Origin of the sequence: Kitasatospora sp. NPDC057595 (assembly GCF_042800875.1) — a bacterium.
Classification (GTDB): Bacteria; Actinomycetota; Actinomycetes; order Streptomycetales; family Streptomycetaceae; genus Kitasatospora.
Genome location: NZ_JBHVGL010000015.1, coordinates 127,101 through 151,701, shown reverse-complemented (window position 1 = coordinate 151,701; position 24,601 = coordinate 127,101). Strand labels below are relative to the sequence as shown.

General features: G+C 73.7%; 23 protein-coding genes and 1 other RNA gene. 12 read left to right on the top strand and 12 right to left on the bottom strand.

What is annotated here, in order from left to right:
• The first annotated feature begins 177 nt into the window (after positions 1-177).
• Positions 178-1,659 (top strand): MFS transporter, encoded by a 1,482-nt coding sequence (locus ACFU9E_RS22980; protein ID WP_380689620.1) that lies wholly within the window; start codon positions 178-180, stop codon positions 1,657-1,659.
• Positions 1,660-1,672: 13 nt separating this feature from the next.
• An RNA gene (rnpB, locus tag ACFU9E_RS22975) (RNase P RNA component class A) lies at positions 1,673-2,070 on the top strand.
• Positions 2,071-2,136: 66 nt separating this feature from the next.
• Here rnpB and ACFU9E_RS22970 read toward each other — a convergent pair.
• Both ACFU9E_RS22970 and ACFU9E_RS22965 read right to left on the bottom strand, forming a co-directional pair.
• A complete protein-coding gene (locus tag ACFU9E_RS22970) occupies positions 2,137-2,394 on the bottom strand; it encodes a Prokaryotic metallothionein (RefSeq protein WP_355361978.1) in 258 nt (85 codons plus the stop codon).
• A 96-nt stretch (positions 2,395-2,490) separates the two neighbouring features.
• Positions 2,491-2,877, bottom strand: a complete 387-nt coding sequence (locus ACFU9E_RS22965; protein WP_380684730.1) for an ACT domain-containing protein — start codon at positions 2,875-2,877, stop codon at positions 2,491-2,493.
• Between the two features lie 180 nt (positions 2,878-3,057).
• Here ACFU9E_RS22965 and ACFU9E_RS22960 point away from each other — a divergent pair, with 180 nt between their 5' ends.
• Positions 3,058-3,714, top strand: a complete 657-nt coding sequence (locus ACFU9E_RS22960) for a PadR family transcriptional regulator (protein ID WP_380684729.1) — start codon at positions 3,058-3,060, stop codon at positions 3,712-3,714.
• A 28-nt stretch (positions 3,715-3,742) separates the two neighbouring features.
• Here the strand turns inward: ACFU9E_RS22960 and ACFU9E_RS22955 are convergent, their stop codons facing one another.
• A complete protein-coding gene (locus ACFU9E_RS22955) occupies positions 3,743-3,940 on the bottom strand; it encodes a hypothetical protein (RefSeq protein WP_380684728.1) in 198 nt (65 codons plus the stop codon).
• A 29-nt stretch (positions 3,941-3,969) separates the two neighbouring features.
• Positions 3,970-4,200, bottom strand: a complete 231-nt coding sequence (locus ACFU9E_RS22950; protein WP_380684727.1) for a hypothetical protein — start codon at positions 4,198-4,200, stop codon at positions 3,970-3,972.
• 405 nt (positions 4,201-4,605) lie between these two features.
• On the opposite strand from ACFU9E_RS22950, the gene ACFU9E_RS22945 reads away from it, so the two are divergent.
• Positions 4,606-5,307 (top strand): bifunctional DNA primase/polymerase, encoded by a 702-nt coding sequence (locus ACFU9E_RS22945; protein ID WP_355361968.1) that lies wholly within the window; start codon positions 4,606-4,608, stop codon positions 5,305-5,307.
• Between the two features lie 27 nt (positions 5,308-5,334).
• Here ACFU9E_RS22945 and map read toward each other — a convergent pair whose 3' ends face one another.
• Positions 5,335-6,180, bottom strand: coding sequence for a type I methionyl aminopeptidase (map, locus tag ACFU9E_RS22940; protein WP_380684726.1), 846 nt, complete (start codon positions 6,178-6,180; stop codon positions 5,335-5,337).
• A gap of 167 nt (positions 6,181-6,347) precedes the next feature.
• On the opposite strand from map, the gene ACFU9E_RS22935 reads away from it, so the two are divergent.
• On the top strand, positions 6,348-6,581 hold the full coding sequence (locus ACFU9E_RS22935; RefSeq protein ID WP_380684725.1) for a hypothetical protein: 234 nt from the start codon (positions 6,348-6,350) through the stop codon (positions 6,579-6,581).
• Between the two features lie 37 nt (positions 6,582-6,618).
• On the opposite strand, the gene ACFU9E_RS22930 is transcribed toward ACFU9E_RS22935, so the two are convergent.
• Both ACFU9E_RS22930 and ACFU9E_RS22925 read right to left on the bottom strand, forming a co-directional pair.
• Positions 6,619-7,980, bottom strand: coding sequence for an MFS transporter (locus ACFU9E_RS22930; protein WP_380684724.1), 1,362 nt, complete (start codon positions 7,978-7,980; stop codon positions 6,619-6,621).
• Between the two features lie 84 nt (positions 7,981-8,064).
• Positions 8,065-8,754 (bottom strand): hypothetical protein, encoded by a 690-nt coding sequence (locus ACFU9E_RS22925; protein WP_380684723.1) that lies wholly within the window; start codon positions 8,752-8,754, stop codon positions 8,065-8,067.
• Positions 8,755-8,801: 47 nt separating this feature from the next.
• Here ACFU9E_RS22925 and npdG point away from each other — a divergent pair, with 47 nt between their 5' ends.
• Together npdG and ACFU9E_RS22915 are read left to right on the top strand one after the other, a co-directional pair.
• Positions 8,802-9,494: an NADPH-dependent F420 reductase gene (gene npdG, locus ACFU9E_RS22920; protein ID WP_380684722.1), complete on the top strand. Its 693-nt coding sequence runs from the start codon at positions 8,802-8,804 to the stop codon at positions 9,492-9,494.
• A gap of 154 nt (positions 9,495-9,648) precedes the next feature.
• The gene (locus ACFU9E_RS22915; protein ID WP_380684721.1) at positions 9,649-9,834 is read left to right on the top strand and encodes a hypothetical protein; all 186 of its coding nucleotides are present in this window, start codon (positions 9,649-9,651) and stop codon (positions 9,832-9,834) included.
• Between the two features lie 19 nt (positions 9,835-9,853).
• Here ACFU9E_RS22915 and ACFU9E_RS22910 read toward each other — a convergent pair whose 3' ends face one another.
• Positions 9,854-10,669 carry a site-2 protease family protein gene (locus ACFU9E_RS22910; protein ID WP_380684731.1) on the bottom strand — a complete coding sequence of 272 codons (816 nt, stop codon included), beginning with the start codon at positions 10,667-10,669 and terminating at the stop codon, positions 9,854-9,856.
• A gap of 215 nt (positions 10,670-10,884) precedes the next feature.
• Between ACFU9E_RS22910 and ACFU9E_RS22905 the strand changes: the two genes are divergently transcribed.
• On the top strand, positions 10,885-14,277 hold the full coding sequence (locus tag ACFU9E_RS22905) for a BTAD domain-containing putative transcriptional regulator (protein ID WP_380684720.1): 3,393 nt from the start codon (positions 10,885-10,887) through the stop codon (positions 14,275-14,277).
• A gap of 78 nt (positions 14,278-14,355) precedes the next feature.
• Here the strand turns inward: ACFU9E_RS22905 and ACFU9E_RS22900 are convergent, their stop codons facing one another.
• The 3 genes from ACFU9E_RS22900 to panB form a co-directional block, all read right to left on the bottom strand.
• Entirely contained in the window at positions 14,356-15,168 is an 813-nt protein-coding gene (locus tag ACFU9E_RS22900; RefSeq protein ID WP_380682150.1) for an ABC transporter permease, read from the bottom strand.
• Positions 15,165-16,193, bottom strand: coding sequence for an ATP-binding cassette domain-containing protein (locus ACFU9E_RS22895; RefSeq protein ID WP_380682149.1), 1,029 nt, complete (start codon positions 16,191-16,193; stop codon positions 15,165-15,167). The genes ACFU9E_RS22900 and ACFU9E_RS22895 overlap by 4 nt, the downstream gene beginning before the upstream one ends.
• 168 nt (positions 16,194-16,361) lie before the next feature.
• Complete coding sequence (gene panB / locus ACFU9E_RS22890) at positions 16,362-17,234, bottom strand: 3-methyl-2-oxobutanoate hydroxymethyltransferase (protein WP_380682148.1); 873 nt, start codon at positions 17,232-17,234, stop codon at positions 16,362-16,364.
• A gap of 273 nt (positions 17,235-17,507) precedes the next feature.
• Here panB and ACFU9E_RS22885 point away from each other — a divergent pair, with 273 nt between their 5' ends.
• From ACFU9E_RS22885 to ACFU9E_RS22875, 3 genes are all read left to right on the top strand, one after another.
• Positions 17,508-19,133, top strand: coding sequence for an MFS transporter (locus tag ACFU9E_RS22885; RefSeq protein WP_380682147.1), 1,626 nt, complete (start codon positions 17,508-17,510; stop codon positions 19,131-19,133).
• A gap of 121 nt (positions 19,134-19,254) precedes the next feature.
• Positions 19,255-19,893, top strand: coding sequence for a TetR/AcrR family transcriptional regulator (locus ACFU9E_RS22880; protein WP_355361943.1), 639 nt, complete (start codon positions 19,255-19,257; stop codon positions 19,891-19,893).
• A 293-nt stretch (positions 19,894-20,186) separates the two neighbouring features.
• Positions 20,187-21,236, top strand: a complete 1,050-nt coding sequence (locus ACFU9E_RS22875; RefSeq protein ID WP_380682146.1) for an endonuclease/exonuclease/phosphatase family protein — start codon at positions 20,187-20,189, stop codon at positions 21,234-21,236.
• A 15-nt stretch (positions 21,237-21,251) separates the two neighbouring features.
• Here ACFU9E_RS22875 and ACFU9E_RS22870 read toward each other — a convergent pair whose 3' ends face one another.
• A complete protein-coding gene (locus tag ACFU9E_RS22870; protein WP_380682145.1) occupies positions 21,252-23,006 on the bottom strand; it encodes an NAD+ synthase in 1,755 nt (584 codons plus the stop codon).
• 225 nt (positions 23,007-23,231) lie between these two features.
• Between ACFU9E_RS22870 and ACFU9E_RS22865 the strand changes: the two genes are divergently transcribed.
• Positions 23,232-24,593, top strand: coding sequence for a glutamine synthetase family protein (locus ACFU9E_RS22865; RefSeq protein WP_380682144.1), 1,362 nt, complete (start codon positions 23,232-23,234; stop codon positions 24,591-24,593).
• The last annotated feature ends 8 nt before the right edge of the window (positions 24,594-24,601 follow it).

The window sequence follows — 24,601 nt, the reverse complement described above, 5'->3', positions numbered from 1 at the left end:
GCGCGCGCCGCTCGGGCGCCGAAGCGCCCGGCGCGCGGCCCACTGCCCGGCCCACCGCCCGGCGCGCGGTCCGGCGCTCGGCTCGCGGTGGCCGGCCTCGCCACCCGGACGGGCCGCTTCGTCGCCCGTCGACGCCCGCCCGGGTGGGAGGATCGACGCGTGCGCGAAGCGACCCCCATGAGTCCGCCGTCCGCCGATCCCGGGCGGCGCCGCCGGCAGCTCATCCTGGCGATCTGCTGCCTGAGCCTGTTCATCGTCGGGCTCGACAACACCGTCGTGAACATCGCCCTCCCGCAGATCCAGCGGGACCTGGAGGCCCCCGCCTCCGGGCTGCAGTGGATCATCGACGCCTACACCCTGGTGCTGGCCTCGCTGCTGATGCTGTTCGGCTCGCTGGCGGACCGCTTCGGGCGCCGCCGGGTGTTCCAGACCGGCCTGCTGGTCTTCGTGCTCGGCTCGCTGCTCTGCAGCCTGGCGCCCGGCCTGGGGTGGCTGGTGGCGTTCCGGGCGGTGCAGGCGGTCGGCGGCTCGATGCTCAACCCGGTGGCGATGTCGATCATCACCAACACCTTCACCGAGCCGCGCGAACGGGCCCGGGCGATCGGCGTCTGGGGCGGTGTGGTCGGCATCTCGATGGCGCTCGGACCGCTGCTCGGCGGCTTCCTGGTGCACGCCGCGGGCTGGCCGGCGATCTTCCTGATCAACGTTCCGGTCGGTCTGCTGGCCTGTCTGCTGACCGCCCGTTACGTCCCCGAGTCGCGGGCGCCCCGGGCCCGCCGGCCGGACCCGGTCGGGCAGCTGCTGATGATGGTGCTGCTCGGCTGCGGCACCGGCGCGATCATCGAGGGCCCCGCGCACGGCTGGACGTCCCCGCTGATCCTCGGCCTGGCCGCGGCGGCGCTCGCCGCGCTGGTGGCCTTCCCGCTCTGGGAGCGCCGGGTCGCCGAGCCGCTGGTCGACCCGCGGTTCTTCGGCAGCGCGCCGTTCACCGGCGCCACCGTGACGGCCGTCTGCGCCTTCGCCTCGCTCGGCGGCTTCCTCTTCCTGAACACCATCTACCTGCAGGACGTCCGCGGCTACAGCCCGGTGGAGGCCGGCCTGTGGACGCTGCCGATGGCCGGGATGATGCTGGTCTGCGCGCCGCTCTCGGGCCGGATCGTCGGCGCCCGCGGCCCACGGGTGCCGCTGGTGCTGGCAGGCCTCGGCCTGGTCGCCAGCGGCCTGCTGCTCACCCGGCTGGCCGCGGACTCCCCACCGGGCCTGCTGCTGGCCGCGTACGGACTGTTCGGCTTCGGCTTCGGCTTCGTGAACGCGCCGATCACCAACGCCGCCGTCTCCGGCATGCCGCGCGCCCAGGCCGGGGTGGCGGCGGCCGTCGCGTCCACCAGCCGGCAGGTCGGCCAGTCGCTCGGCGTCGCGGTGATCGGCACCGTGGTCACCTCGGCGGTGCTCGGCACGGTCGCCTCCGGCTTCGCCCCGGCCAGCCACGCGGGCTGGTACATCGTCGCCGGCCTGGGCGCCACGATCGGGCTGCTCGGCCTGGTCACCACCTCCGCCTGGGGCACCGCCACCGCCACCCGGGTCGCCGCCCGTCTCGGCGGTGACCCGCCGCTGACCCGCCCCGGGGTTCGGGAGGCCCCGCCCGAGCGGCTACCATGACCACTACGGCGGAAGAGCCGGCCGGGCGGTCGCGACGGGTCCTAGGGCCCGCCGAGGAACGTCCGGGCTCCACAGAGCAGGGTGGTGGGTAACGCCCACCCGGGGTGACCCGCGGGACAGTGCCACAGAAAACAGACCGCCCGCCGCTTCGGCGACGGGTAAGGGTGAAACGGTGGTGTAAGAGACCACCAGCGACCGGGGTGACCCGGCCGGCTCGGTAAACCCCACCTGGAGCAAGGTCAAGATCGGTGCCTCACGGCGCCGTGCGCGGATGCTTGAGGGCTGCTCGCCCGAGTCCGCGGGTGGACCGCACGAGGCTGTCGGCAACGGCAGCCCTAGATGGATGGCCGTCTCCCCGGGCCGCGCGAGCAGCCCGGGTGACAGAACCCGGCGTACAGGCCGACTCTTCCGCCCCCTTCCCCCTTCGACCGGGCCAACCGCCCGGTCAGGGGGGTTCTTCGTACCGCGACGACCGGGTCAGCCCGGGTGGGTGCCGACGGCGTCGCGGACCTGGGCGCCGAGCCCGCCGTTGACGCGGGCGCAGTGGGCGCCGCAGAAGAACATGCCGGCCACTTCGACGCCGTGGCCGACGATCCGGACGTTGCACTGCTCGCAGTGCGGCGCGAGCTTCTCCATCGCGCACTCGAAGCTGTCGAAGGTGTAGACGTCGCCGGTGACCGTCTTGATCTCGAAGGCGAGCCAGTAGTCGTTGCCGCAGGTGATGCAGATGGCCATGGCGGCGTACTTCCTTCCGGGCGCGGGGGAGGGGCCGGGCCGGTGCCCGGCCCCTCCAGTCTCCGAGGCCCCCGGCTGGGCGGCCACCCGGACGCGTCAGGCGCGGGCCTCCAGGACGCGGACGGCCCGGTCGGCGTCGTCGGCGGCGACGAACAGGTGGTCGTGGTGGTAGCCGGCGACCACGTTGCAGCTGATCCCCTCCTCGGCCAGCCGGGTGGCGACGACGGCGGTCAGGCCGACGGCCTCCAGCGCCGAGTGGACCCGCAGGGTGATCCAGGCGGCGACGTACTCGTAGGGCAGGCCGAGGGCGTCGGCCTCCTCCTGGGCGACCACCACCGTCACCCCCTCGGGTTCGGCGACGGTGGCCACCGGCCGCAGTCCGGCGGGCACCTTGGTGGGCAGTGTGCAGTAGACGTACCGCCCCGGGTTGAGCTGGGGGCGCAGGTCGCGCAGCAGTGTCGTGAGGTCTCGTTCTCCGGCCATGCCCCGCACCGTATCGGCCGGGTACCGCGCGGTGGTGGACGGTGTATCGGAAAGCGTTGACGGTCGACAGTCACCGATATATCGTCGAGATATCGGGACAGTGACTCGACTGCCTCGAACGATCGTCTGGTGATCGACTAGTGGGCCGCCCCGGAGCGGCCCGATCGGGAGGTGGGTGCGATGCGCCCAGGACGATTCCGTGGAGAGGGAGGCCCCGGCGGTTGCCGCGGGCCGGAGTTCGCCGGGATGCCCGGTGAGCGCCCCGAGGGCCGGGGGGCGTTCGGCCCCTTCGGTCCGCCGCCGTTCGGCGGTGGGCCGGGTGGACGGCCGGGTCCGCCGTGGGCCCGGGGCGGTTTCGGCGGGCCGCCGCCGTGGGTCCGCGGCCGGCGCGGTGGCCGGGCCCGGCGCGGGGACGTGCGCGCCTCGCTGCTGGCGCTGCTCAAGGAGCGGCCGATGCACGGCTACGAGATGATCGCCGAGATCGCCGAGCGGTCCGGCGGGGCGTGGCGGCCGAGCCCCGGCTCGGTCTACCCGACCCTCCAGCTGCTGGAGGAGGAGGGCCTGGTCACGGCGGAGGAGACCGGCGGCAAGCGGCTGGTCTCGCTCACCGAGGCGGGCCGCGCCGAGGCCGATGCCGGGCCGGACGAGCCGTGGGCCGAGGCCGGCCAGGAGATCGACTGGGCCGCGGTCCAGGAGGTCGGCCAGGCGCTCGGCGCCGTGGAGCACGCCGTCCGGCAGGTCATGGCGACGGGCACCGAGGCGCAGCGCGCCAAGGGCCTGGAGGTGCTCAACGAGGCCCGCAAGAAGCTCTACCTGATCCTGGCCGAGGACGCCTGACCGGCGCGGACGCGCAGGGTGCTGCTGCTCAGGGGTGGACGACGAACAGCGCCACGCACGCGAGCAGCAGCACCGCCCAGCCGAACCAGAGCCAGCCGTTGGAGCCGAGCACCGCGCTGTAGACGCTGATCACCACCAGCAGGCCGACCGTGACCCCGGCCACCTGCCGGTTGTGGTGCGCCACCGCCTCGGCGCGGGTCCTCGGGTGCCGTACGGTCCTCGCCATCGCCGTCCTCCCGCGCGGGGAGGCGGCCGTCACCCGGAAGCGCGGACGGTGGCCGCCTCGTCGTACTCGTAGCGCCAGTACCAGCGGGCGCCCCGCTGCTGCTTGGCCCGGACGTACACCAGTGTGCGCGCCGGGGTGTCCCCGTGCGAGGGGACCGGCACGGTGTACTTCTTGGGCACGCCGTACATCGGCCCCAGCGGGATGGGGAGGATCCGGCCGTCCAGGGGGCCGCCGACGAATTCGGTGTCCGCGCTCTTCACCCCACCAGGGTCTCACCCCGCGGCGGTGCGGCGGAGACGGTGTGGCGGCCGGGTGCCGGGAGTGTGACCGGAGAGGCACCGCCCCCGGTCATCCACAGGGCCCGCGCACCCTTATCCTTCCTGTTACGCCCTCGGGGTCCACCCGGGTCAGCGGGCCCGTACGGGCCGGGCGAGGCGCACCTCACCGTGCCCGCCGGGCCGCCGAGCCGCAGCCGTCGTGCCGCAGTGACTCCGTACCGTGACCCCGGCGTCGGCCGCCCGGTTACCCCGGCTCCGGCCGGCAGGGCGCGGGACTGCAGGGCCGAGCACCACCCGGGGAAGCAGCGGGGGGCGCCGTGCGTTGCGTCGGAGTGGTACGTCGAACGCTGTGTCACACCAGGCACGGCAATGCGCGGAAGGGGCCCGATGGAATCCGGCGGCAGGTGGACGGCCTGGTGGCAGAAGCGTGATCGTGAGCGGGGCCGGTCGGCGGCCACCGACAGCCCTGCGGCCAGACTGGACCAGCTGCTCGGCGCGGTCCGCGCCGGGTTCCCGCTCGCTCCCGCCGCCCATCCGGCCGGTTACCGCTGTTCCTGTGACCGGGTGGCCTGTCCGGCCCCCGCCCAGCACCCGGTGTCCTTCGCCTGGCAGACCCAGGCCACCACCGATCCCGAGCAGCTCGCCCGCTGGCTCTCCCGCGACCCGCTGGCCAACTTCGTCACCGCCACCGGCCGCGTCCACGACGTGCTGGACGTACCGACCGAGGCCGGGCGGCTCGCCCTGGAGCGGCTGACCGCGCTCGGCGTCGAGGGTCCGGTGGCCGCCGTCGGCGAGGACCGCTACCTGTTCTTCACCGCCACCCGCGGCACCCCGGTGGACGAGGACGAGTGGTGGCCGAGCGCCCTCGACTCCACCCCGGACACCATGTCCGAGCACCCCGGCCTGCGCTGGCACTGCCGCGGCTCGTACACCCTGCTGCCGCCGGCCGCGCTGCCGGACGGTTCCGAGGTGCGGTGGCTGCGCGGGCCCGAGCAGCCGCTGCCGGACCCGCTGCGCGTCCTGGACGTGCTGACCGACGCCTGCACCGAGGTGGGCGCCGTCGCCGAGGAGCAGTGGCTCATCGGCTGACGGCGCCCCCCAGGCCCGGCCCCGCCGCTACGGCAGGGTGAGGATCTCCGCGCCGTCCGCCGTGACGACCAGGGTGTGCTCGAACTGGGCGGTGCGCTTGCGGTCCTTGGTGACGACGGTCCAGCCGTCCGGCCAGACCTCGTAGTCGTAGGTGCCCAGGGTGAGCATCGGCTCGATGGTGAAGGTCATCCCCGGCTTGATCACCTCGGTGGCCCGCTCGCTGTCGTAGTGCGGGACGATCAGGCCGGAGTGGAACGACGTGTTGATGCCGTGCCCGGTGAAGTCCCGCACCACGCCGTAGTCGAAGCGCTTGGCGTAGGACTCGATGACCCGCCCGATGACGTTGATCCGGCGGCCGGGCTTGACCGCCTTGATCGCCCGGTCGAGCGACTCGCGGGTCCGCTCGACCAGCAGCCGGGACTCCTCGTCCACATCGCCGACCAGGTAGGTGGCGTTGAGGTCGCCGTGCACCCCGTGGATGAACGCGGTGGCGTCGATGTTGACGATGTCGCCGTCCTGGAGGACGGTCGAGTCCGGGATGCCGTGGCAGATGACCTCGTTGATCGAGGTGCAGACCGACTTGGGGAAGCCCCGGTAGCCGAGGTCGGACGGGTAGGCGCCGTGGTCGCACATGTACTCGTGGGCGACCGCGTCCAGCGCGTCCGTGGTGACGCCGGGCGCGATCAGCTCGGCCGCCGCGGCCATCGCCCGGGCGGCGATCCCACCGGCGATCCGCATCTTCTCGATGGTCTCGGCGGTCTGCACCTCGGGCCCGGTGTACGCCGCCGGGGCGGGCTTGCCGACGTACTCGGGGCGCGCGATGTGCGCCGGGACCTTGCGGGTGGGGGACTGGATGCCGGGAACGAGTGCCATGGCGGCGAGTCTAGTTGGCGGGGCTGCGGCGCCGTGGCCGGTACCGCGGCGGGCGCCGGCGCGGGGTCCGGGTGTGCGGACGGCGCCGGGGCGGGGAATGATCGGGACGACGCGGCGCCGCACCGGGAACGCGGAGCCGCGACCGCAGACACGGAGGTGACCGCACCATGCCCCTGGGATTCCGCCGCAACAAGCCGACCGGCCTGCCCGGCGAGTGGTTCTACTGCATCAAGCACGGCAAGGTCGAGGAGGGCCCGGAGTGCCCGGCGAAGGACCGCCTCGGCCCGTACGCCACCCGCGAGGAGGCGGCGCACGCGCTGGAGACCGCCGAGCTGCGCAACCGGGAGTGGACGAACGACCCGCGCTGGAGCGACAAGCCCGAGGACGAGCGGGGGGAGTGAGCGGGGGAGCAGGGGCGGTGACGGGGGGAGCGGCGGGTCAGGACGCGCCCGCCGCCTGCTCCGCCGCGGCCTCCTCGGCGGCCTCCCGCTCCGCCGCCGCCCGCTCGTGCTGGGCGCGGACGGCGGCCGCGTTCGGGTCGGTGCGGTCGTCGTAGGAGAGCAGCCGCGGCAGCGCGGTGGCCAGGGCCAGCACGCCCACCACGCAGGCGACGCCGCCGATCCACACCGAGGCCCGGACGCCGACCACTCCGGCCATGCCGCCCGCCCGGACCTGGCCGAGCTGCGGCCCGACCGAGTAGCTGAGCAGCTCGACGCCGGCCATCCGGCCGCGCAGCTCGTCCGGGATCGACTGGTTCCACAGCGTGGAGCGGGCGATGCCGCTGACCTCGTCGGCGCCGCCGGCCAGTGCCAGGCAGAACAGCACCGGCCAGACCGAGTCGGCCAGGCCCGCCAGCGCGATCGCGGCGCCCCAGCCGAGCGCGGCGGCCAGCAGCAGCCGGCCGTGGCGGTGCACCCGGGACGTCCAGCCGCTGGTCATCGAGACGACGATGGCACCGACCGCCGAGGCGGCGTACATCGGGCCGAGCGCCCAGTCGGCGTGCAACTCGGAGGCCAGGAACGGGAAGATCGCGACCGGGAAGGCGAACAGCATCGCGCACAGGTCGATCGCGTAGGTGCCCAGCAGGTCCTTGCGGCTCCAGGCGTACCGGATGCCGGTGAGCACGGCCCGCACCGAGGGCTTCTCGGCGCCGGTCGGCGGCGGTACGGCGCGGATCCGGGCGAGCAGCAGCAGCGAGGCGCCGAAGGTGGCGACGTCCAGCGCGTAGGCGGTCTGCACCCCGGCGAACGTCACCACGACGCCCGCCAGCGCCGGGCCGGCCACCGAACCGACGTTGCGGTAGAGCGAGTTGAGGGCAAATGCGGCGGCCAGCTGATCGTGCCGCACGACCCGCGGGGTGAGCGCGTCCAGTGACGGGCGCTGGAGGCCGTCGGCGGCGGCGACGAGGGCGGCGACCAAGTAGACCGGCCACAGCACGGGCGTCGGCAGCAGCGCGTTGGCCAGCAGCAGCACGCTCAGCAGGCCGAGGGCGGCCTCGGCGAACAGCACCAGCCGGCGGCGGTCCAGGGCGTCGGCGAGGGCGCCGCCCCAGAGGCCGAAGACGATCAGCGGGACCAGCTCGAAGGCACCGACCAGGCCGACCGCGAGGGAGGAGCCGGTCAGGTCCTTGATCTGCAGCGGCACGGCGACGTAGGTGAGGAAGCTGCCGAAGCTGGTGACACAGCCGGAGAGCCAGAGCAGGCGGAAGTCCCGCGAGGAGCGCCAGGGGGAGAGGTCGGGGATGACCGCGCGCAGCAGGGAGCTCGCCCGACCGTTCGGGGGTGGGTCGGCGTCGTTCACGAGCGACCATCCTGACGGGGCGTTCGGCCGGGCCGCAACGCATTTTCGCGGCCGGGCCCCGGTGGCCGTGCCCGTTGCGGTGCCCTACCAGCGGTTGATCGTCGGCCCCGCCGTGAGCCGACCGGCCAGCGCCGCCAGCCGTTCCAGCGCGACCGAGCGCCGTGCGGGCCGCTGCCCGGCGGCGGCGCTGACCAGGTGCTGGGCCAGGTCGAACGGTTCCTCCTCGGCCGTGCCGACGGCCAGCCGCCGGTGCGCGAGCCCGGCCAGCTCACCGAGCCCGGCCGGCTCACCGACTCCGCCCGGCTCACCGGGCCCGCCCAACTCGCTGAACCCGCCCAACGTGCCGAACCCGGCCGGGCCGCCGGGCCCGGCGCCGTCCAGCGCCAGCACCGTCGCGCCGTGCCGGCGGGCGTCGTGCACCCGCTCCAGCAGCACCTCCCCGGCCGCCGCCGGGGCGACCACCAGGACGGTCGCCCCCCGCCCGGCCTCGGTCAGCCGGCGCAGGCCGTGCGCCAGATGGGCCGGTGCCTGCGCCGGGACCCGGTGTCGCAGCAGGGTCGGGGCCAGCCGGGGCACGGCCGACCAGATCGCCTCGTCCTGCAAGTGGGCGGCCAGGTGCCACGGTTCGTACGCCTCGGTGCCGACCAGCAGCAGCCCGTCCGCGCCCCGCCGGGAGACCGCCCGCCGCAGCTCACCGGCGAAGCCGCCGACGGCCTCCAGCCAGCCCGTCCCGGCCAGTTGCTCCCGTAGTGCCGAAACTCTCACCGCGTCCATGGCGGACAGGATGACGCGAGGGGCCCCGGGTTTGACAGGATCAGCCCATGACTTCCCTCGATTCAGCGACAAACCCGGCCCATGACCTGCCGGACGTCTCGCAGCTCGTGGTCGGCGTGCTCGGCGGCACCGGCGACCAGGGGCGGGGGCTGGCCCTGCGGCTGGCCAAGGCCGGCCAGCAGGTGATCATCGGATCGCGCGACGCTGCCCGCGCGCAGGCCTCCGCGGAGGCGATCGGCCACGGCGTGCGCGGCGCGGACAACGCCGCCACCGCCCGGGAGAGCGACGTCGTGATCGTCGCGGTGCCCTGGGACGGCCACGCCGCCACGCTCACCGCGCTGCGCGAGGAGTTGGCCGGCAAGATCGTGGTGGACTGCGTCAACCCGCTGGGCTTCGACAAGCAGGGCGCCTACGCGCTCGTCCCGGAGGAGGGCAGCGCCGCCCAGCAGGCCGCCGCCCTGCTGCCGGACTCCCGGGTGACCGCGGCCTTCCACCACCTGTCGGCGGTGCTGCTCCAGGACGAGTCGATCGAGCGGATCGACACCGACGTGATGGTGCTCGGCGAGGAGCGGGCCGCCACCGACATCGTGCAGGCGCTGGCCGGCCGGATCCCCGGCATGCGCGGCGTCTTCGCGGGCCGCCTGCGCAACGCGCACCAGGTGGAGTCGCTGGTGGCCAACCTGATCTCGGTCAACCGCCGCTACAAGGCCCACGCGGGTCTGCGGATCACCGACGTCTGATCCACCGGCGTCCGATCCACCGGCGTCCGATCCACCGGCGTCCGATCACGGGCGTCCGACCACCGGCTCGCCGGCCTCACCCCTGGACCCGGTCCGGAGGTGAGGTCGGCGACAATGGAGGCCGTCCGTCCACCGGCCCCAGGAGTCTGCCGCCATGCCCCGCACGTCCGTCCTCGCCTCGATCGTCGCCGTTCTCGCGCTGGCCGCCGCCGTGGTCTCCGCGGTCCAGGGCTGGTGGATCGGCCTCATCTGGCTCCCGATGGCGGGCATCGCCAGCAATGTGCTCTGGATGAACCTGCGCCGCGAGAAGCTGACCCGGGCCGCCGCCGAGCAGTCCTGAGCCCCGGTCCCGACCCCGGTCAGTTCTTCCAGAACGTGAACAGCTCGTGGCCCACCTGCGCGTAGGCGCGGTCGACGCCCAGCAGCTCCATCACGCCGTACACGGCCTCGAAGAACCAGTGGTTCACCTCCGGCTGCCAGAGCAGCGCGAAGACGGCCAGCATGCCGTACGGCGCGAACGGCTCGATCGCCCGCCGGGTCTTGAGCGACAGCCAGGGCTCGACGATCCCGTAGCCGTCCAGGCCGGGCACCGGCAGCAGGTTGAGCAGGGTCGCGCTCAGCTGCAGCATGCCGAGGAAGCCCAGCGCCAGCGCGAACGGCGAGACATTCAGCTCGATGCCGTTCCACTCCGCGCGCACCGAGGGGTTGTCGAGCCAGCCCGCCCCGACCGGGACCAGCAGCAGCACGGCCGCCAGCAGGTTCACCAGCGGTCCGGCGGCCGAGATCAGGCTGTGCTTGAGCCGCCCCCGCACCCGGTGCCGCTCGATCCAGACCGCGCCGCCGGGCAGGCCGATGCCGCCGAGCAGTACGAAGACGATCGGCAGCACGAAGCTGAGCAGCGCGTTGGCGTACTTGAAGGGGTTGAGGGTCAGGTACCCCTTGGCGCCGACCGAGATGTCGCCGCCGTGCAGCGCGGTGCGCGCGTGCGCGTACTCGTGCAGGCAGAGCGAGACCATCCAGCCCGCCACCACGAACAGGAAGATCCCGAACCGCATGTTGCCGTAACCCTGGTGGACGGCCACGGCGGAGGTGACGAGGATCGCGAGCAGTGCCCAGAACACCGGACTGATCCGGCGGTCCTCGCTGCGGGAGCGCTGCGTGGCGGCGAAGGTCATGGTGTGGGTGCTCCGGTGGTCGGGGTCGCGTGGGACGGGGCAGAGGCCGATCATGCCGGGCGCGCCCGCGGCGGACAAGCCGCCCAGGGTGAACGTGGGAAACCGCGCACCGGTTCCTGCGCGGCCGTGGAATCAGGGGCCGGTCAGGGTCGGATCAGGGTACGGGACCGGACAAATCCGAGTGGGCGGCGCCGCCGATCCACCAGAATGGTGCAGTGCACTACGGCATCCTCGGTACCACCACCGCCCACCACGACGACGGAACCCCGGTCCCGCTCGGCGGCGCCCGGCTGCGCGCGCTGCTCGCCGCGCTGGCCCTGCGGCAGGGGCGGCCGGTGCCGGCCGACCTGCTGGCGGACGAGGTGTGGGACGCCGAGCCGCCGCAGGACTCCTCCGCGGCGCTGCAGACCCTGGTCGGCCGGCTGCGCCGCACCATCGGCCGCGACCGGGTGGGCTCCGGCCCGGCCGGCTACTGGCTGACCGACCCGGTGACCGACCTCGCCGAGTTCCAGCGGCTGGCCGCCGAGGGCCGCGGGGCACTGGACCGGGGCGACCACGGCGAGGCCGCCGAGCGGCTGCGGGCCGCGCTCGCGCTGTGGCGCGGCCCGGCGCTCGCCGACCTGCCGGACCGCACCGGCCCGGCCACCCGGCTGGAGGCCCAGCGCGAGGAGGTCCGCCGGCACCGGATCACCGCCGACCTCGGCCTCGGCCGGGCCGCCGACCTGGTGGCCGAGCTCGCCGAGCTGTGCGAGCGGCAGCCGCTGGACGAGCCGCTGCAGTACCTGATGGTGCGGGCGCTGCACGAGAGCGACCGGACGGCGGAGGCGCTGCGCCACTACGAGCGCACCCGGCGCGCGCTGGCGGAGGAGCTCGGCGTCGACCCGGGCCGCCCGCTGCAGTCCCTCCACGCCGAGCTGCTCTCCCCTGTCGAGGCCCCCGCCCCGACCCTCGCCCCGGCGCCCGTCCGGGCCCCCGCACCGCCCGCCTCCCCACCGGTCGCCACCGCGCCCGCGCCCTCCGCCCCGGTGCCGCCGGCCCGCGTCGCGGGCAACCTGCGTGGCCGGCTCACCAGCTTCGTCGGCCGGGAGAGCGACCTGGCCGCCCTGCGCTCGACGCTGGCCGCCAGCCGACTGGTCACCCTCACCGGCCCCGGTGGCTCCGGCAAGACCAGGCTCTCGGTCGAGGCCGGCCGTCTGGAGCAGGGCGCCGGGCACTGGCCGGACGGCGTCTGGCTGGCCGAACTGGCCCCGCTGGAGCGCCCGGACGCGGTGCCCGGCGCGGTGGTCTCGGCGCTCGGCCTGCGCGAGACCGTCCTGCACACCAGCGGCAGCATGGTCGCCGACGTGATCGACTCCCGCACCGACGACCCGGTGCGCCGGCTGGTCGAGTTCTGCGGGCGCCGCCGGATGCTGATCGTCCTGGACAACTGCGAGCACCTGATCCAGTCCGCCGCCGACCTGGCCGAGACCCTGCTCACCGAGTGCCCCGGCCTGACCGTGCTGGCCACCAGCCGCGAACCGCTGGGCGTGCCGGGGGAGACCGTGCTGCCGGTGGAGCCGCTGCCCGACCCGGTGGCGCTGCGGCTGCTGGCCGAGCGGGCCGCCGCCGCCCGCCCCGGCTTCGACCCGCGCATCGACCCGGAGGCCTGCGCCGAGATCTGCCGCCGGCTGGACGGCCTGCCGCTCGCCATCGAACTGGCCGCCGCCCGGCTGCGGGTGATGACGGCCCGGCAGATCGCCGACCGGCTGGACGGCCGGTTCGCCCTGCTCACCGCCGGCAGCCGCACCCTGCTGCCGCGTCAGCAGACGCTGCGCGCGGTGGTCGACTGGAGCTGGGACCTGCTTGGCAAGCAGGAGCGCGCGGTGCTGCGCCGGCTGGCGGTGTTCGCCGGCGGCTGGACGCTGGAGTCGGCCGAGCCGGTCTGCGCGGACGGCACCGAGGTGCCCGGCGAGGAGGTCGCCGACCTGCTGCTCTCGCTGGTCGACAAGTCCCTGCTGGTCGCCGACCTGGACGGGGACGGCCCGCCACGCTACCGGATGCTGGAGACGATCCACGAGTACGCGGTCGAGCGGCTGGCCGAGGCGGGGGAGACCGGGGAGACCGAGGGACGGCACGTCCGGTACTTCCGCGAGCTGGTCCGCACCGCCGAGCTGAACGTGCACGGCCCGGCGCAGCTGCACTGGCTGGCGGTGCTGGAGCGGGAGCACGACAACATCCGGACCGCGCTGCGCCGCGCCGTCGACCACCGGGACGAGGACGAGGCCCTGGTGCTGGCGCTGGGCATGAGCTGGTACTGGTCGCTGCGCGGCTACAGCCGGGAGGCCCGCCGCTGGTACGAGGCGGTGCTGGAGATAGGCCCGGACCCGTTCGATCCGGACGCCCTCGCGGTGCCGCTGGACCGGCGGGTGCTGGAGTACCCGTCGCCGATGCCGCCGGAGGTGGCCGCCGAGGCCCGCCGGGCGGTGGTCATCTTCCGGCTGGTCAGCCTGTTCGAGGGCAACCTGGACGTGCTGGCCGATCCGGACGCGGTCGCCACCGCCCGGAAGGTCATCGCGGCCTACACCCCGGACCTGCCGCAGGCCTATCGCTTCCCCGGGCTGATGAGGGTCTTCGGCACCTTCCTGGTCGGGGAGCTGGACGGCGTGAAGGACCTGATGGACGAGGCGGTGGAGGGCTGCCGGCGGCACGGCAGCCCCAGCGACCTGGCGTTCATCCTCCAGATCCGGGCCAAGATGATGAACGACTGGCCGGACGGCGCGGAGCAGAGCACCGTGGACGGCGAGGAGTCGCTGGAGCTCTACCGGCGCTCCGGCGACCTGTGGGGGATGTCCCAGGCGCTGGCCGCGCGCGGCGAGTCGCTGGCCAACCAGGGGCGTTCGGCGGAGGCGGTCGAGGCGTACCGGCGGGCGATCGAGCTGGCCGAGGAGCTGGGGGCGCCGCAGGAGGTGCCGATGCTCCGGGTGCACCTGGGCCTGGCGATGCTGGACGAGGACCTGGACGGGGGGGAGCGCCGGATCCGCGAGGCGCTGGCGGAGATCCGGCCGGGCGAGAACCAGGCGACCAACGGCGCGCTGCTCTTCGGGCACCTGATGCTCTGCGGCATCCGGGCCCAGCGCGGCGAGCACGCGGCGGCGCTGGCCGAGCTGGACGCGCTGCGCTGGACGCGGGTCGGCGGGTTCGCCCCGGACGTGGTGGGCGGGATGCTGACCGTCACCCGGGGCTGGGTCACCGCACGCAGCGGCGATCCGGAGCGCGGGCTCGAACTGGTCGACGAGGGGCGGGAGCTGCTGCGCGCGATGCCGCACAGCGCGAGCGGGTTCATCGAGCAGATGTCGGTGATGCTACTGCCGCCGGTAGTCGGGGTGCTGGAGGCCTTCGCCCTGCGCGACGGGGACCTGGACGCGGCCCGCCGGGCCGCCGTGCTGTTCGGCGCGCACGCCGGGATGAACGGGCCGCGCGGCGGCTACCTCGACCGGGTGGAACGCGAGCGGGCCGAGGAGAGCCTGCGCGGTCTGCTCGGTGACGCGGTGTTCGAGGCGGCCCTCACCGAGGGGCGCGGGCTGTCCGTGCTGGAGGCCAGCGCGCTGCTCGACCGGCTGCTCGACTGACCGGGGCGCCGGCCGCCCGGACCCGGCGGATCCCGGGACGCCCCCCGCGCGCCCCGGGATCCGCCGTGCGGCCACGGCTCAGGTCCGCTTGCGGAAGCGGGCGACGGCGAGCGGTGCGAAGACCGCGGTGACGCCGACCGACCAGGCCAGCACGACGAGCGTCGGGTGCGCGACGGCGCCCTGGCCGTTCATCAGCGCCCGGCAGGCGTCGGCCAGCGCGGACAGCGGGTTCACCTTGGTGAAGGCCTGCAGCCAGCCGGGCATGGTGTCGGTCGGGGCGAAGATCGAGCTGCCGAACTGCATCGGCATCAGCACCAGCATGGCGACTCCCTGGACGGCCTGGGCGCTGCGCAGGGCCATGCCGAGCAGCATCGAGATCCATACGATCGACATGCCGAACACCAGGGACAGGCCGATCGCCGCCAGCAGCTCCAGCACGCCGCCCTTCAGCTCGAAGCCGAGGATCAGCGAGAAGACGATCAGGATGCTGAAGGACAGCATGGCCCGGCAGGTCTCCGCCGCGATCTTGGACAGCAGCACCGAGGAGCGGCCGATCGGCAGGGTGCGGAAGCGGTCCATCACGCCGGTCTGGAAGTCGCTGTTGAGGCCGGTGCCGACGGCCATCGCCAGGGTGAGCCCGGTCTGCCCGAGCAGGCCGGGGATCATGTACTGCTTGTAGGCGTCCTGGCCGCCGGAGATGGCTCCGCCGAAGACGTAGACGAACAGCACCGTGAAGATGATCGGCATCAGGATGGCGTCGAACATCGACTCCGGGTCGGCCTTGATCCGCATCAGGTTGCGGCGGGTCAGCGCGCCGACGTGCCGCAGGTGGCCGGCCAGGCCGATCCCGGTGTCCTCGGCCCGGACGGGGGCGAGCGTGGCGGTGGTCATGCGACGGGCTCCTTGGCGAGGCTGGGGGCGGCGTCCGCGGTCGCGGGGCGGTCCGCGGGCTTGCCGGTGATGGCGAGGAAGACCTCGTCGAGGCTGGGCAGCTTGGTGTCGATGCCGGCGACCGCGAAGCCGCGGGTGCCGAGCACGCCGATCACGGTGGTCAGCTGCTCGTCGGCGGTGATCGGCACCGAGAGCAGGCCGGTGTCGGCGGAGAAGGTCGCGCCGACGCCGGTGTCCTGCAGGCAGCGGGCCATCTCGGGCAGCTCGGCCGGGCGCACCGGGCGGACCTGCAGGGTCCGGCCGCCGACCTGGGCCTTGAGCTCGGACACGCCGCCGGCCGCGATGACCCGGCCGCGGTCGATGACGGTCAGCTCGCCGGCGAGCTGCTCGGCCTCCTCCATGTACTGGGTGGTGAGCAGCACGGTGGAGCCCTCGGCGACCATCCGCTGCACCTCGTCCCAGACCTCGTTGCGGGTGCGCGGGTCGAGGCCGGTGGTGGGCTCGTCCAGGTAGAGCACCCGGGGGCGGCCGATCATCGAGGCGGCCAGGTCGAGGCGCCGGCGCATGCCGCCGGAGTAGGTCTTGGCGGGCCGCTTGGCGGCCTCGGTGAGCGAGAAGCGCTCCAGCAGCTCGGTGGCGCGGGCCTTGGCGTCCCGGCGGGAGAGGTCGAGCAGCCGGCCGATGAGGTAGAGGTTCTCGTAGCCGGAGAGCAGTTCGTCGACCGAGGCGTACTGGCCGGTCAGGCCGATGGTGCGGCGCAGCTGCTTGGGCTGGCGCAGCACGTCGTAGCCGCCGACGAAGGCGGTGCCGGCGTCGGGCTTGATGAGCGTGGACAGGACGCGGACCAGGGTGGTCTTGCCCGCGCCGTTGGGGCCGAGCACTCCGAGGACGGTTCCTTCGCGCACGGTGAGGTCGACCCCGTCGAGCGCCTTGGTGGTGCCGAAGTGCTTGACGATGCCGTGGACCTCGACGGCGTTCCCCGCGGCGGGCCCCCGGTCGTTCGGGGCGGTGGAGATTCGTGTCATGCCCCACAGACTGTCCGACCCGGCTGTCAGCCCGCTGTCAGGGGGCGGGCCGGTACGGGGCCGGCCGGTGGGGCGCTGTCACGCGGCTGTCGGGCCGCTGTCACGCGGGCTGTCACGCGGGCTGTCGTCGGGGTCCGGCCGCGGTCCGGAACCCGACGACGGTGCGCGTCAGTGGAAGGTGTGCTCCGGCGCGGGGAAGGCCCCGCCGCGCACGTCCTCGGCGAACGCGCGGGCGGCGCCGCCGAGGACGGCCCGCAGGTCGGCGTACTGCTTGACGAACTTGGGCACCCGGCCGGCGGTCATCCCGGCGAAGTCGGTCCAGACCAGCACCTGGGCGTCGCAGTCCGCACCGGCGCCGATGCCGACGGTGGGGATGGCGAGCTGCTCGGTGACCTGCTGGGCCAGCTCGGCGGGCACCGCCTCCAGGACGACGGCGAAGGCACCGGCCTGCTGCACCGCCTTGGCGTCGCGCAGCAGCTGGTGGGCGGCCTCGTCGCCGCGGCCCTGGACGGGGTAGCCGCCGAGCGCGTGCACGGACTGCGGGGTGAGCCCGACGTGGGCCATCACCGGGACGCCGGCCTCGACCAGCAGCTCGATCGAGCGGGCGCTGCGCTCGCCGCCCTCCAGCTTGACCGCGCCGACCCCGGCCTCCTTCATCAGCCGGGCCGCGTTGCGCATCGCCTGCGCCGGGGACTCCTGGTACGAGCCGAACGGCAGATCGGCGACGATCATGGCCCGCTCGGTGCCGCGGACGACGGCGGCGGCGAGCATCACCATCTGATCCATGGTCACCGGCACGGTGGTCTCGTAGCCGAGGTGGCAGTTGCCGGCGGAGTCGCCGACCAGCAGGACGGGGGTGCCGGCCTCGTCGAAGACGCCGGCGGTGAGGGCGTCGTAGGCGGTCAGCATCGACCACTTCTCCCCGCGCTGCTTGGCGGCGGCGAGGTCGCGGACGGTGACGCGGCGGTTGGTGACCCCACCGTAGAGGGTGGCGGTCGTCGCCGCCCGGTTCTGGGCAGGCGAAGGCGAAGAAGCGTTCATCGAACGGGCTCCTGAAGGGTTGTCGTCTCGTGGCGCCGTGCGGCGTCCCCGGATCACCTCCATGCTTGCACGGCCCGGCGCGGGTGCAAAAGGGGCGGGGGACGTTCCGCTTGCCCGGACGGCCCCGGTGGGCCGGGCGGTCTTTGCCGCGACTTTACGATACGGATTCGTCTCGTATCGAAAATGCCGCTACCCTGACCGCAGGGGGGTTACGAGACGACCGCGGCTCGAAATTCCCGCCAGTGCCACGCCGTACCACGACGGGAAGAACCCATGACCACCGCCGCCGCGCCACCCCGTGTGCCGGAAGCCATCCACCGCCGCCGCTGGGCGATCCTGTGCACCCTGGTGCTCGCCCTGCTCGTCGTCGTGCTCGACAACTCGATCCTCAACGTCGCGATGAAGACCATCGCGTCCCCGGCGCCCACCGGCATCGGCGCCAGCCAGAGCGACCTGGAATGGTCGATCAACTCCTACACCCTGGTCTTCGCCGGGCTGCTCTTCACCTCCGGTCTGCTCGGTGACCGGTTCGGCCGCAAGCGGGCGCTGCTGGCCGGCATGGCCGTCTTCGGCCTCGCCTCGCTGCTCTCCGCGCTCGCGAGCACACCGGGCGAGCTGATCGGCTACCGCGCGCTGATGGGCGTCGGCGGCGCGCTGGCCATGCCGGCCACGCTCGCCATCATCATGAACGTCTTCGAGCGCTCCGAGCAGCCCAAGGCGATCGGCGTCTGGGCCGGCGCCGTCGGCCTGGCCATCGCGATCGGCCCGATCACCGGGGGCCTGCTGATCGAGCATTTCTGGTGGGGCTCGATCTTCCTGGTCAACGTGCCGATCGTGGTCGTGGCGCTGATCGCGATGGCGGTGCTGGTCCCCGAGTCCAAGGACCCCAACCCGGGCCGGATGGACCCGGTCGGCGTGCTGCTGTCCATCATCGGCCTGGTCGCGCTGATCTTCGGCATCATCAAGGGCGGCGAGCTGGCCGACTTCACCGCCGTCGAGGCCTGGGGCCCGGTACTGGTCGGCCTGGCCGCGCTGACCGCCTTCGTGCTCTTCGAGCGCCGCACCGCCCACCCCGCGCTGGACATCGGCTGGTTCCGCAACAAGGTGTTCAGCGCCTCGGTGGTCGTGGTCGGCGTGGTCTTCTTCGCGCTGATGGGCGTCTCGTTCTTCGGCGTCTTCTACACCCAGAGCGTGCGCGGCTACAGCGCGCTGCAGGCCGGTGTGCTGATGCTGCCGCTGGCCGCCGCCCAGCTGGTGTTCGCCCCGCGCGCCCGGCTGGTGGTCGACCGCTTCGGCATCCGCGCCACCTGCGCCGTCGGCATGCTGTTCATCGCGGCCGGCTTCCTCGGCTACCTGCTGCTGGACGCCACCACCCCGATCTGGGTGCTGGTCGCGCTCGGCCTGCTGATGGGCACCGGCATGGCGCACGTCATGCCGCCGATCACCGTCGCGATCATGGGCTCGCTGCCCCGCGAGAAGGCGGGCGCAGGCTCGGCGGTCAACAACACCTTCCGCCAGGTCGGCGGCTCGCTGGGCGTCGCGGTGCTCGGCGCGGTGCTCTCCACCGTCTACCGCGACGGGATGTCCGACAAGCTCGCCCAGCTGCCCGTCCCGGAGCTGCGGGAGAAGGCCGGCGAGTCGCTGGAGGCCACCCTGGCCGTCGCCGCCCGGCTCGGCGACCGCGGCAAGGAGCTGATCGGCCCGGCCAACGACTCCTTCCTCGACGCCATGCACGTGGTGGCCGGGCTCTCCGCCGCGATCACCGTGGGCGGCGCGCTGATCGCCTGGTTCCTGCTGCCCGGCAAGGCCCCGGCCGACGGTTCCGCCGGCGGCTCCGCCGCGGCGCCGGGCGGGCGGGCGGACACGGCGGCGCGCAAGACGGCGGCCGCGGAAGCCTGACCCGCGACCGCGCTGAGCGAGAATGGGGCCCTGGCACCGGGAACCCGCCGGTGACGGGGCCCACGAGCGCGTGCGACCCCCGCCCTCCCTCGGGCGGGGGCCCACAACCGGGAGACGTGAGATGAAGACCGAGCCGACGGCCGTGCCGTCCTGCACCGGCCCGCGCCGGGGCAGGCCCCGCAGCGAGGCCGCCGAGCAGGCGATCTTCGCCGCCGTCGAGGAGCTGATGACGGACGGCACCAGCCTGTCCGAGCTGACCATCGAGGGCATCGCCACCGCCGCCGGCGTGGGCAAGGCCACCATCTACCGGCGCTGGCCCAACAAGGAGGCGCTGCTGGTCGACATGGTCAGCAGGCTGGAGGAGCCGCTGCCCGCCGCCACCGGCTCGATCCGCGGCGACCTGGTCGCGATGATCGAGTACATGCGGCTGCGCGGGCTCGCCAAGCGCTCCCGCTGGGTGCTCAAGGCGGCGCTCGGCCAGATGCAGAGCTGGCCCGAGCTGAACGCCGCCTACCGCGAACGGGTGATCCTGCCGCGCCGGGAGGCCGCCCGGGACGTCATCCGCCGGGGCGTCGCCGAGGGCGAGCTGCGCGCCGACCTCGACGAGGAGCTGCTCGGCGACCTGCTGATCGGCCCCATCCTGGCCCGCAGCATCCTGTGGGACGACTCCGACCTGGACGACCCGGAGCTGGCCGAGCGGATGGTCGACGCGCTGCTGGCCGGCCTGGCCGGCCCGGCCCTGCGCCCCGTGCCCGCCTGACGCCTCGTGCCCGCCTGACGCCTCGTGCCCGCCTGACGTCCCGACAACCCGGCCTTCGCCTCCCCCGGCCGCCCGACCTCCCCTTTTCCCGGCCGCCCCGTGCAGTGGCCTGGCTCACCAACCGGGCCACGCCGGAACCCCGGTCCACCGACCGGACGTCTGTCCCGGCATAGGCTGAGCCGGGAATCCGACCAAACCCGCCCCGGTCCGGCATGTCCTCCGCCCGCCCGGCGGTGGCCCGCGCCGGACCGGCGGCGGCACCGGCGGACGGCGCGAACGACGGGAGCCACGGCATGGCGCAGGCGGACAGGGCGGACCGGGTGTCCACGGCGGAGGCCGGCGACCCGGGATCCGGCCGGCGCCCCGCGGCCGGGTTCCTCGGTGTGCGGGGCTGGGGCCGGGACGCCCGCGGCGCCACCGCCTGGCGGCGCGGTCTGCTGATCGCCGTGGCGGCCCTGCTCGTCGGCGCCCTGATGGCCTTCCACGCCGAGGTGCCCAACAGCACCGGCAACCTCGGCAGCCTGCTGGAGACCTTCCTGCCATGGGTGGGCCTGGCCCTGCCGGTGCTGCTGGTGCCCGCCCTGCTGCGCCGCTCCGCCACCGCGCTGCTCGCGCTGCTGGTGCCGGTGGTGATCTGGACCGACATGTTCGGCGGCGCGCTCACCGACAAGAGCGGCGGCACCGGCGACTTCACGGTGGTCAGCCACAACGTGGCCGCCGCCAACGAGGACCCGCAGGGCACCGTCCGGATGCTGGAGAAGTCCGGCGCGCAGATCGTCGCGCTCCAGGAGCTGGCCGGCCGGCCGCTGCGCGCCTACGAGTCCGGGCTGGCCGACAGCTACCCGTACCACGCGGTGGAGGGCACCGTCGGGCTCTGGTCCAAGTACCCGATCGGCGACGTCCGGGTGGTGGACATCAAGATGGGCTGGACCAGGGCGTTCCGGGCCGAGGTCGGCACTCCGCAGGGCCCCGTCGCGGTGTACGTCGCGCACCTGCCGTCGGTCCGGCTCAGGGCCGAGGGCGGCTTCACCGTCGACCAGCGGGGCGTCAGCGCCCAGGCGCTCGGCGACGCGATCGAGGCCGAGCCGGTGAAGAAGGTGCTGCTGCTCGGCGACCTCAACGGCACCATGAACGACCGCAGCCTGGCGCCGGTCACCTCGCAGATGCGCTCGGCCCAGGGCGCGGCCGGCGACGGCTTCGGCTTCAGCTGGCCGGCGACCTTCCCGATGGCCCGGATCGACCACATCATGAGCAAGGGCGGACTGCGGCCCACCGACTCGCGGACCCTGGAGCGGGACGGCAGCGACCACCTCGCGGTGGCCGCCACCTACCGCTACCAGTGACGGCGTGGGCTCCGGTCAGCCGCGGCGCCACCGGTTGGTGATCGGCAGCCGGCGGTCCCGGCCGAAGCCCTTGACCGAGATCTTCGGACCCGGCGGGTACTGCCGCCGCTTGTACTCGGCGGTGTCCACCAGCCGCACCACCCGGTCCACCACGGCCGGGTCGAAGCCCGCCGCCACGATCGCGTCCCGGCCCTGGTCGCCCTCGACGTACAGGTCGAGCACGGTGTCCAGCAGGTCGTAGTCGGGCAGCGAGTCGGTGTCCTTCTGGTCCGGCCGCAGCTCGGCGGACGGCGGCTTGGAGATGGTGTTCTCCGGGATCGGCGGCACCTCGCCGAGCCGCTCGGCCTCCTCGTTGCGCCAGCGGGCCAGCCGGAAGATCAGCGACTTGTAGACGTCCTTGATCGGGCCGTACGCGCCGACCGAGTCGCCGTACAGGGTCGAGTAGCCGACCGCCAGCTCGCTCTTGTTGCCGGGCGCGAGCACGATGTGCCCCTCCTGGTTGGAGATCGCCATCAGCAGGGTGCCGCGCAGCCGGGACTGCAGGTTCTCCTCGGCCAGGCCGGTCAGCTCGGTGGCCGCCATGTAGGCGTCGAACATCGGGGCGATCGGCACGGTGCGGAAGTTCAGCCCGGTGCGGTGGGCCAGCTCGGCCGCGTCGTCCCGGGAGTGCTGCGAGGAGTAGCGGCTCGGCATCGAGACGCAGTACACGTTCCCGGCGCCCAGCGCGTCCACCGCGAGGGCGGCCACCACGGCCGAGTCGATGCCGCCGGACAGGCCGATCAGCACCGAGCGGAAGCCGTTCTTGCGGACGTAGGCCCGGGTGCCGGAGACCAGCGCCGACCAGATCTCCGCCTCGTCGCTCAGCCGCGGCGCGACCCCGGCGGACAGCGGAGCGGCGGGGGCCGGGCCCGGCTCGCCGCCCAGCTCGGCGCGGACCAGGTGCAGGCCGTCGGCGAGCAGCAGCCCGTCGGTGTGGTCGCTGCTGGCGGCCGGCAGGTCGAGGTCCAGCACCAGCAGGTGCTCCTCGAACTGCGGCGAGCGGGCCAGCACCTCGCCGTCCGGGGCGACCACGATCGAGTCGCCGTCGAAGACCAGCTCGTCCTGGCCGCCGACCATGTTGACGTACGCGAGCGCGCAGCCCGCCTCGGCGGCCCGGCGGCGGACCAGCTCCAGCCGGGCGTCGTCCTTGTTCCGCTCGTACGGCGACCCGTTGATCACCAGCAGCAGGCCGGCCTCGGCCTCGCGGGCGGCGGTCACCCGGCCGCCGTCCTGCCAGATGTCCTCGCAGATCGCCAGTGCGACGTCCACCCCGTTCAGCCGCAGCACCGGCAGCTGGTCGCCGGGGACGAACCAGCGGTACTCGTCGAACACGCCGTAGTTCGGCAGGTGGTGCTTGGCGAACCGGGTGGCCACCTCGCCGCCGAACAGCACCGCGGCGCAGTTCTGCGGGGAGCCGGCCGGCCGGCCGAACCGCGGCGAGGCCTGCTCCGAACGGCCGAGGTAACCGACCACGACGGGCACCCCGCCGAGCCCCTCCGCGGCGAGCCGCGCGGCCAGCTCGACCAGCCCGGCCCGCGACGCCTCGACGAAGGAGCGACGCAGCGCGAGGTCCTCGACCGGGTACCCGGTCAGGGCCATCTCGGGGAACGCGACCAGCTGGGCACCGGCCTCGACGGCCTGCTTGGTCCAGTGCACCACCTCATCGCTGTTGCGTGCGATGTCACCGACCCACGGGTCGGTCTGGCAGAGGGCGAGACGGAGATTGGGCATGCCACCGAGTCTAATCGTCGATCTGACGCAATGTCTCGGCCGGGGGGTGCGCTGCGCCGGTCGGTGGTCCCTTCCCCGGGCTCCCGGTGGCCGGAGGGATCCACCGGGGCCGGTGGTGACCCCTCCGGGCCGGAGGGGTGAGGCCGTCCCCCGCGGGGCATCCCCGGCTCGATCCGCCATGATGGGCGTAACACGGGCGTAAAGAGCAGAGGTGAGACTGTCCCCATGGGCAAGCAGCAGGAGTTCGTGCTTCGAACGCTCGAAGAGCGTGACATCCGGTTCGTCCGGCTCTGGTTCAGCGATGTCCTGGGGTTCCTGAAGTCGGTCGCGGTGGCGCCGGCCGAGCTGGAGCAGGCGTTCGAGGAGGGCATCGGCTTCGACGGCTCGGCGATCGAGGGTTTCGCCCGGGTCTACGAGTCCGACATGATCGCCAAGCCGGACCCGACCACCTTCCAGATCCTGCCGTGGCGCTCGGAGACCCCGGGCACCGCCCGGATGTTCTGCGACATCCTGATGCCGGACGGCTCGCCCTCCTACGCCGACCCGCGGTTCGTGCTGAAGCGCACCCTGGAGAAGGCCTCCGCCCAGGGCTTCACCTTCTACACCCACCCCGAGATCGAGTTCTTCCTGCTGAAGAACCTGCCCGGCGACGGCACCCCGCCGATCCCCGCCGACCAGTCCGGCTACTTCGACCACACCCCGCGCGGGGTGGGCCACGACTTCCGCCGCCAGGCGATCACCATGCTGGAGTCGATGGGCATCTCGGTGGAGTTCTCCCACCACGAGGGCGCCCCGGGCCAGCAGGAGATCGACCTGCGGTACGCCGACGCGCTGTCCACCGCCGACAACATCATGACCTTCCGGCTGGTCATGAAGGAGGTCGCGCTGGAGCAGGGCGTCCACGCCAGCTTCATGCCCAAGCCCTTCTCCGACCACCCCGGCTCGGGCATGCACACCCACCTGTCGCTGTTCGAGGGCGACCGCAACGCCTTCCACGAGTCCGGCGCCGAGTACCAGCTCTCCAAGGTCGGCCGCTCCTTCATCGCCGGCCTGCTGCGCCACGCCGCCGAGACCGCCGCCGTCACCAACCAGTGGGTGAACTCCTACAAGCGGATCTGGGGCGGCTCGCAGCGCACCGCCGGCGCCGGCGGCGAGGCCCCGTCCTACATCTGCTGGGGCCACAACAACCGCTCCGCGCTGATCCGCGTCCCGATGTACAAGCCGGGCAAGCAGGGCTCCACCCGGATCGAGGTCCGCTCCCTCGACACCGGCTGCAACCCCTACCTCGCCTACGCCGTCACCCTGGCCGCCGGTCTCAAGGGCATCGAGGAGGGCTACGAGCTCCCGCCCGGCGCCGACGACGACGTCTGGGCCCTCACCGACGCCGAGCGCCGCGCCCTCGGCATCCAGCCGATGCCGCAGAACCTCGGCGAGGCCATCGACCTCATGCAGCGCAGCGAACTCGTCGCCGAGACCCTCGGCGAGCACGTCTTCGACTTCTTCCTGCGCAACAAGAAGCAGGAGTGGGAGGAGTACCGCTCCGAGGTCACGCCGTTCGAGCTGCGCAAGAACCTCCAGGTGCTCTGACGGTTCTG

What these genes read in the sequence shown, in the direction of transcription:
- ACFU9E_RS22915 (WP_380684721.1), top strand. Translation starts at nt 9,649, where the DNA reads ATGCCCCGCACGTCCGTCCTCGCCTCGATCGTCGCCGTTCTCGCGCTG.
- ACFU9E_RS22955 (WP_380684728.1), bottom strand. Translation starts at nt 3,940, where the DNA reads ATGGCGAGGACCGTACGGCACCCGAGGACCCGCGCCGAGGCGGTGGCG.
- ACFU9E_RS22885 (WP_380682147.1), top strand. Translation starts at nt 17,508, where the DNA reads ATGACCACCGCCGCCGCGCCACCCCGTGTGCCGGAAGCCATCCACCGC.
- ACFU9E_RS22895 (WP_380682149.1), bottom strand. Translation starts at nt 16,193, where the DNA reads ATGACACGAATCTCCACCGCCCCGAACGACCGGGGGCCCGCCGCGGGG.
- ACFU9E_RS22960 (WP_380684729.1), top strand. Translation starts at nt 3,058, where the DNA reads ATGCGCCCAGGACGATTCCGTGGAGAGGGAGGCCCCGGCGGTTGCCGC.
- ACFU9E_RS22935 (WP_380684725.1), top strand. Translation starts at nt 6,348, where the DNA reads ATGCCCCTGGGATTCCGCCGCAACAAGCCGACCGGCCTGCCCGGCGAG.
- ACFU9E_RS22900 (WP_380682150.1), bottom strand. Translation starts at nt 15,168, where the DNA reads ATGACCACCGCCACGCTCGCCCCCGTCCGGGCCGAGGACACCGGGATC.
- panB (WP_380682148.1), bottom strand. Translation starts at nt 17,234, where the DNA reads ATGAACGCTTCTTCGCCTTCGCCTGCCCAGAACCGGGCGGCGACGACC.
- ACFU9E_RS22970 (WP_355361978.1), bottom strand. Translation starts at nt 2,394, where the DNA reads ATGGCCATCTGCATCACCTGCGGCAACGACTACTGGCTCGCCTTCGAG.
- ACFU9E_RS22980 (WP_380689620.1), top strand. Translation starts at nt 178, where the DNA reads ATGAGTCCGCCGTCCGCCGATCCCGGGCGGCGCCGCCGGCAGCTCATC.
- ACFU9E_RS22880 (WP_355361943.1), top strand. Translation starts at nt 19,255, where the DNA reads ATGAAGACCGAGCCGACGGCCGTGCCGTCCTGCACCGGCCCGCGCCGG.
- ACFU9E_RS22945 (WP_355361968.1), top strand. Translation starts at nt 4,606, where the DNA reads ATGGAATCCGGCGGCAGGTGGACGGCCTGGTGGCAGAAGCGTGATCGT.
- ACFU9E_RS22965 (WP_380684730.1), bottom strand. Translation starts at nt 2,877, where the DNA reads ATGGCCGGAGAACGAGACCTCACGACACTGCTGCGCGACCTGCGCCCC.
- map (WP_380684726.1), bottom strand. Translation starts at nt 6,180, where the DNA reads ATGGCACTCGTTCCCGGCATCCAGTCCCCCACCCGCAAGGTCCCGGCG.
- npdG (WP_380684722.1), top strand. Translation starts at nt 8,802, where the DNA reads ATGACTTCCCTCGATTCAGCGACAAACCCGGCCCATGACCTGCCGGAC.
- ACFU9E_RS22910 (WP_380684731.1), bottom strand. Translation starts at nt 10,669, where the DNA reads ATGACCTTCGCCGCCACGCAGCGCTCCCGCAGCGAGGACCGCCGGATC.
- ACFU9E_RS22875 (WP_380682146.1), top strand. Translation starts at nt 20,187, where the DNA reads ATGGCGCAGGCGGACAGGGCGGACCGGGTGTCCACGGCGGAGGCCGGC.
- ACFU9E_RS22870 (WP_380682145.1), bottom strand. Translation starts at nt 23,006, where the DNA reads ATGCCCAATCTCCGTCTCGCCCTCTGCCAGACCGACCCGTGGGTCGGT.
- ACFU9E_RS22865 (WP_380682144.1), top strand. Translation starts at nt 23,232, where the DNA reads ATGGGCAAGCAGCAGGAGTTCGTGCTTCGAACGCTCGAAGAGCGTGAC.
- ACFU9E_RS22925 (WP_380684723.1), bottom strand. Translation starts at nt 8,754, where the DNA reads ATGGACGCGGTGAGAGTTTCGGCACTACGGGAGCAACTGGCCGGGACG.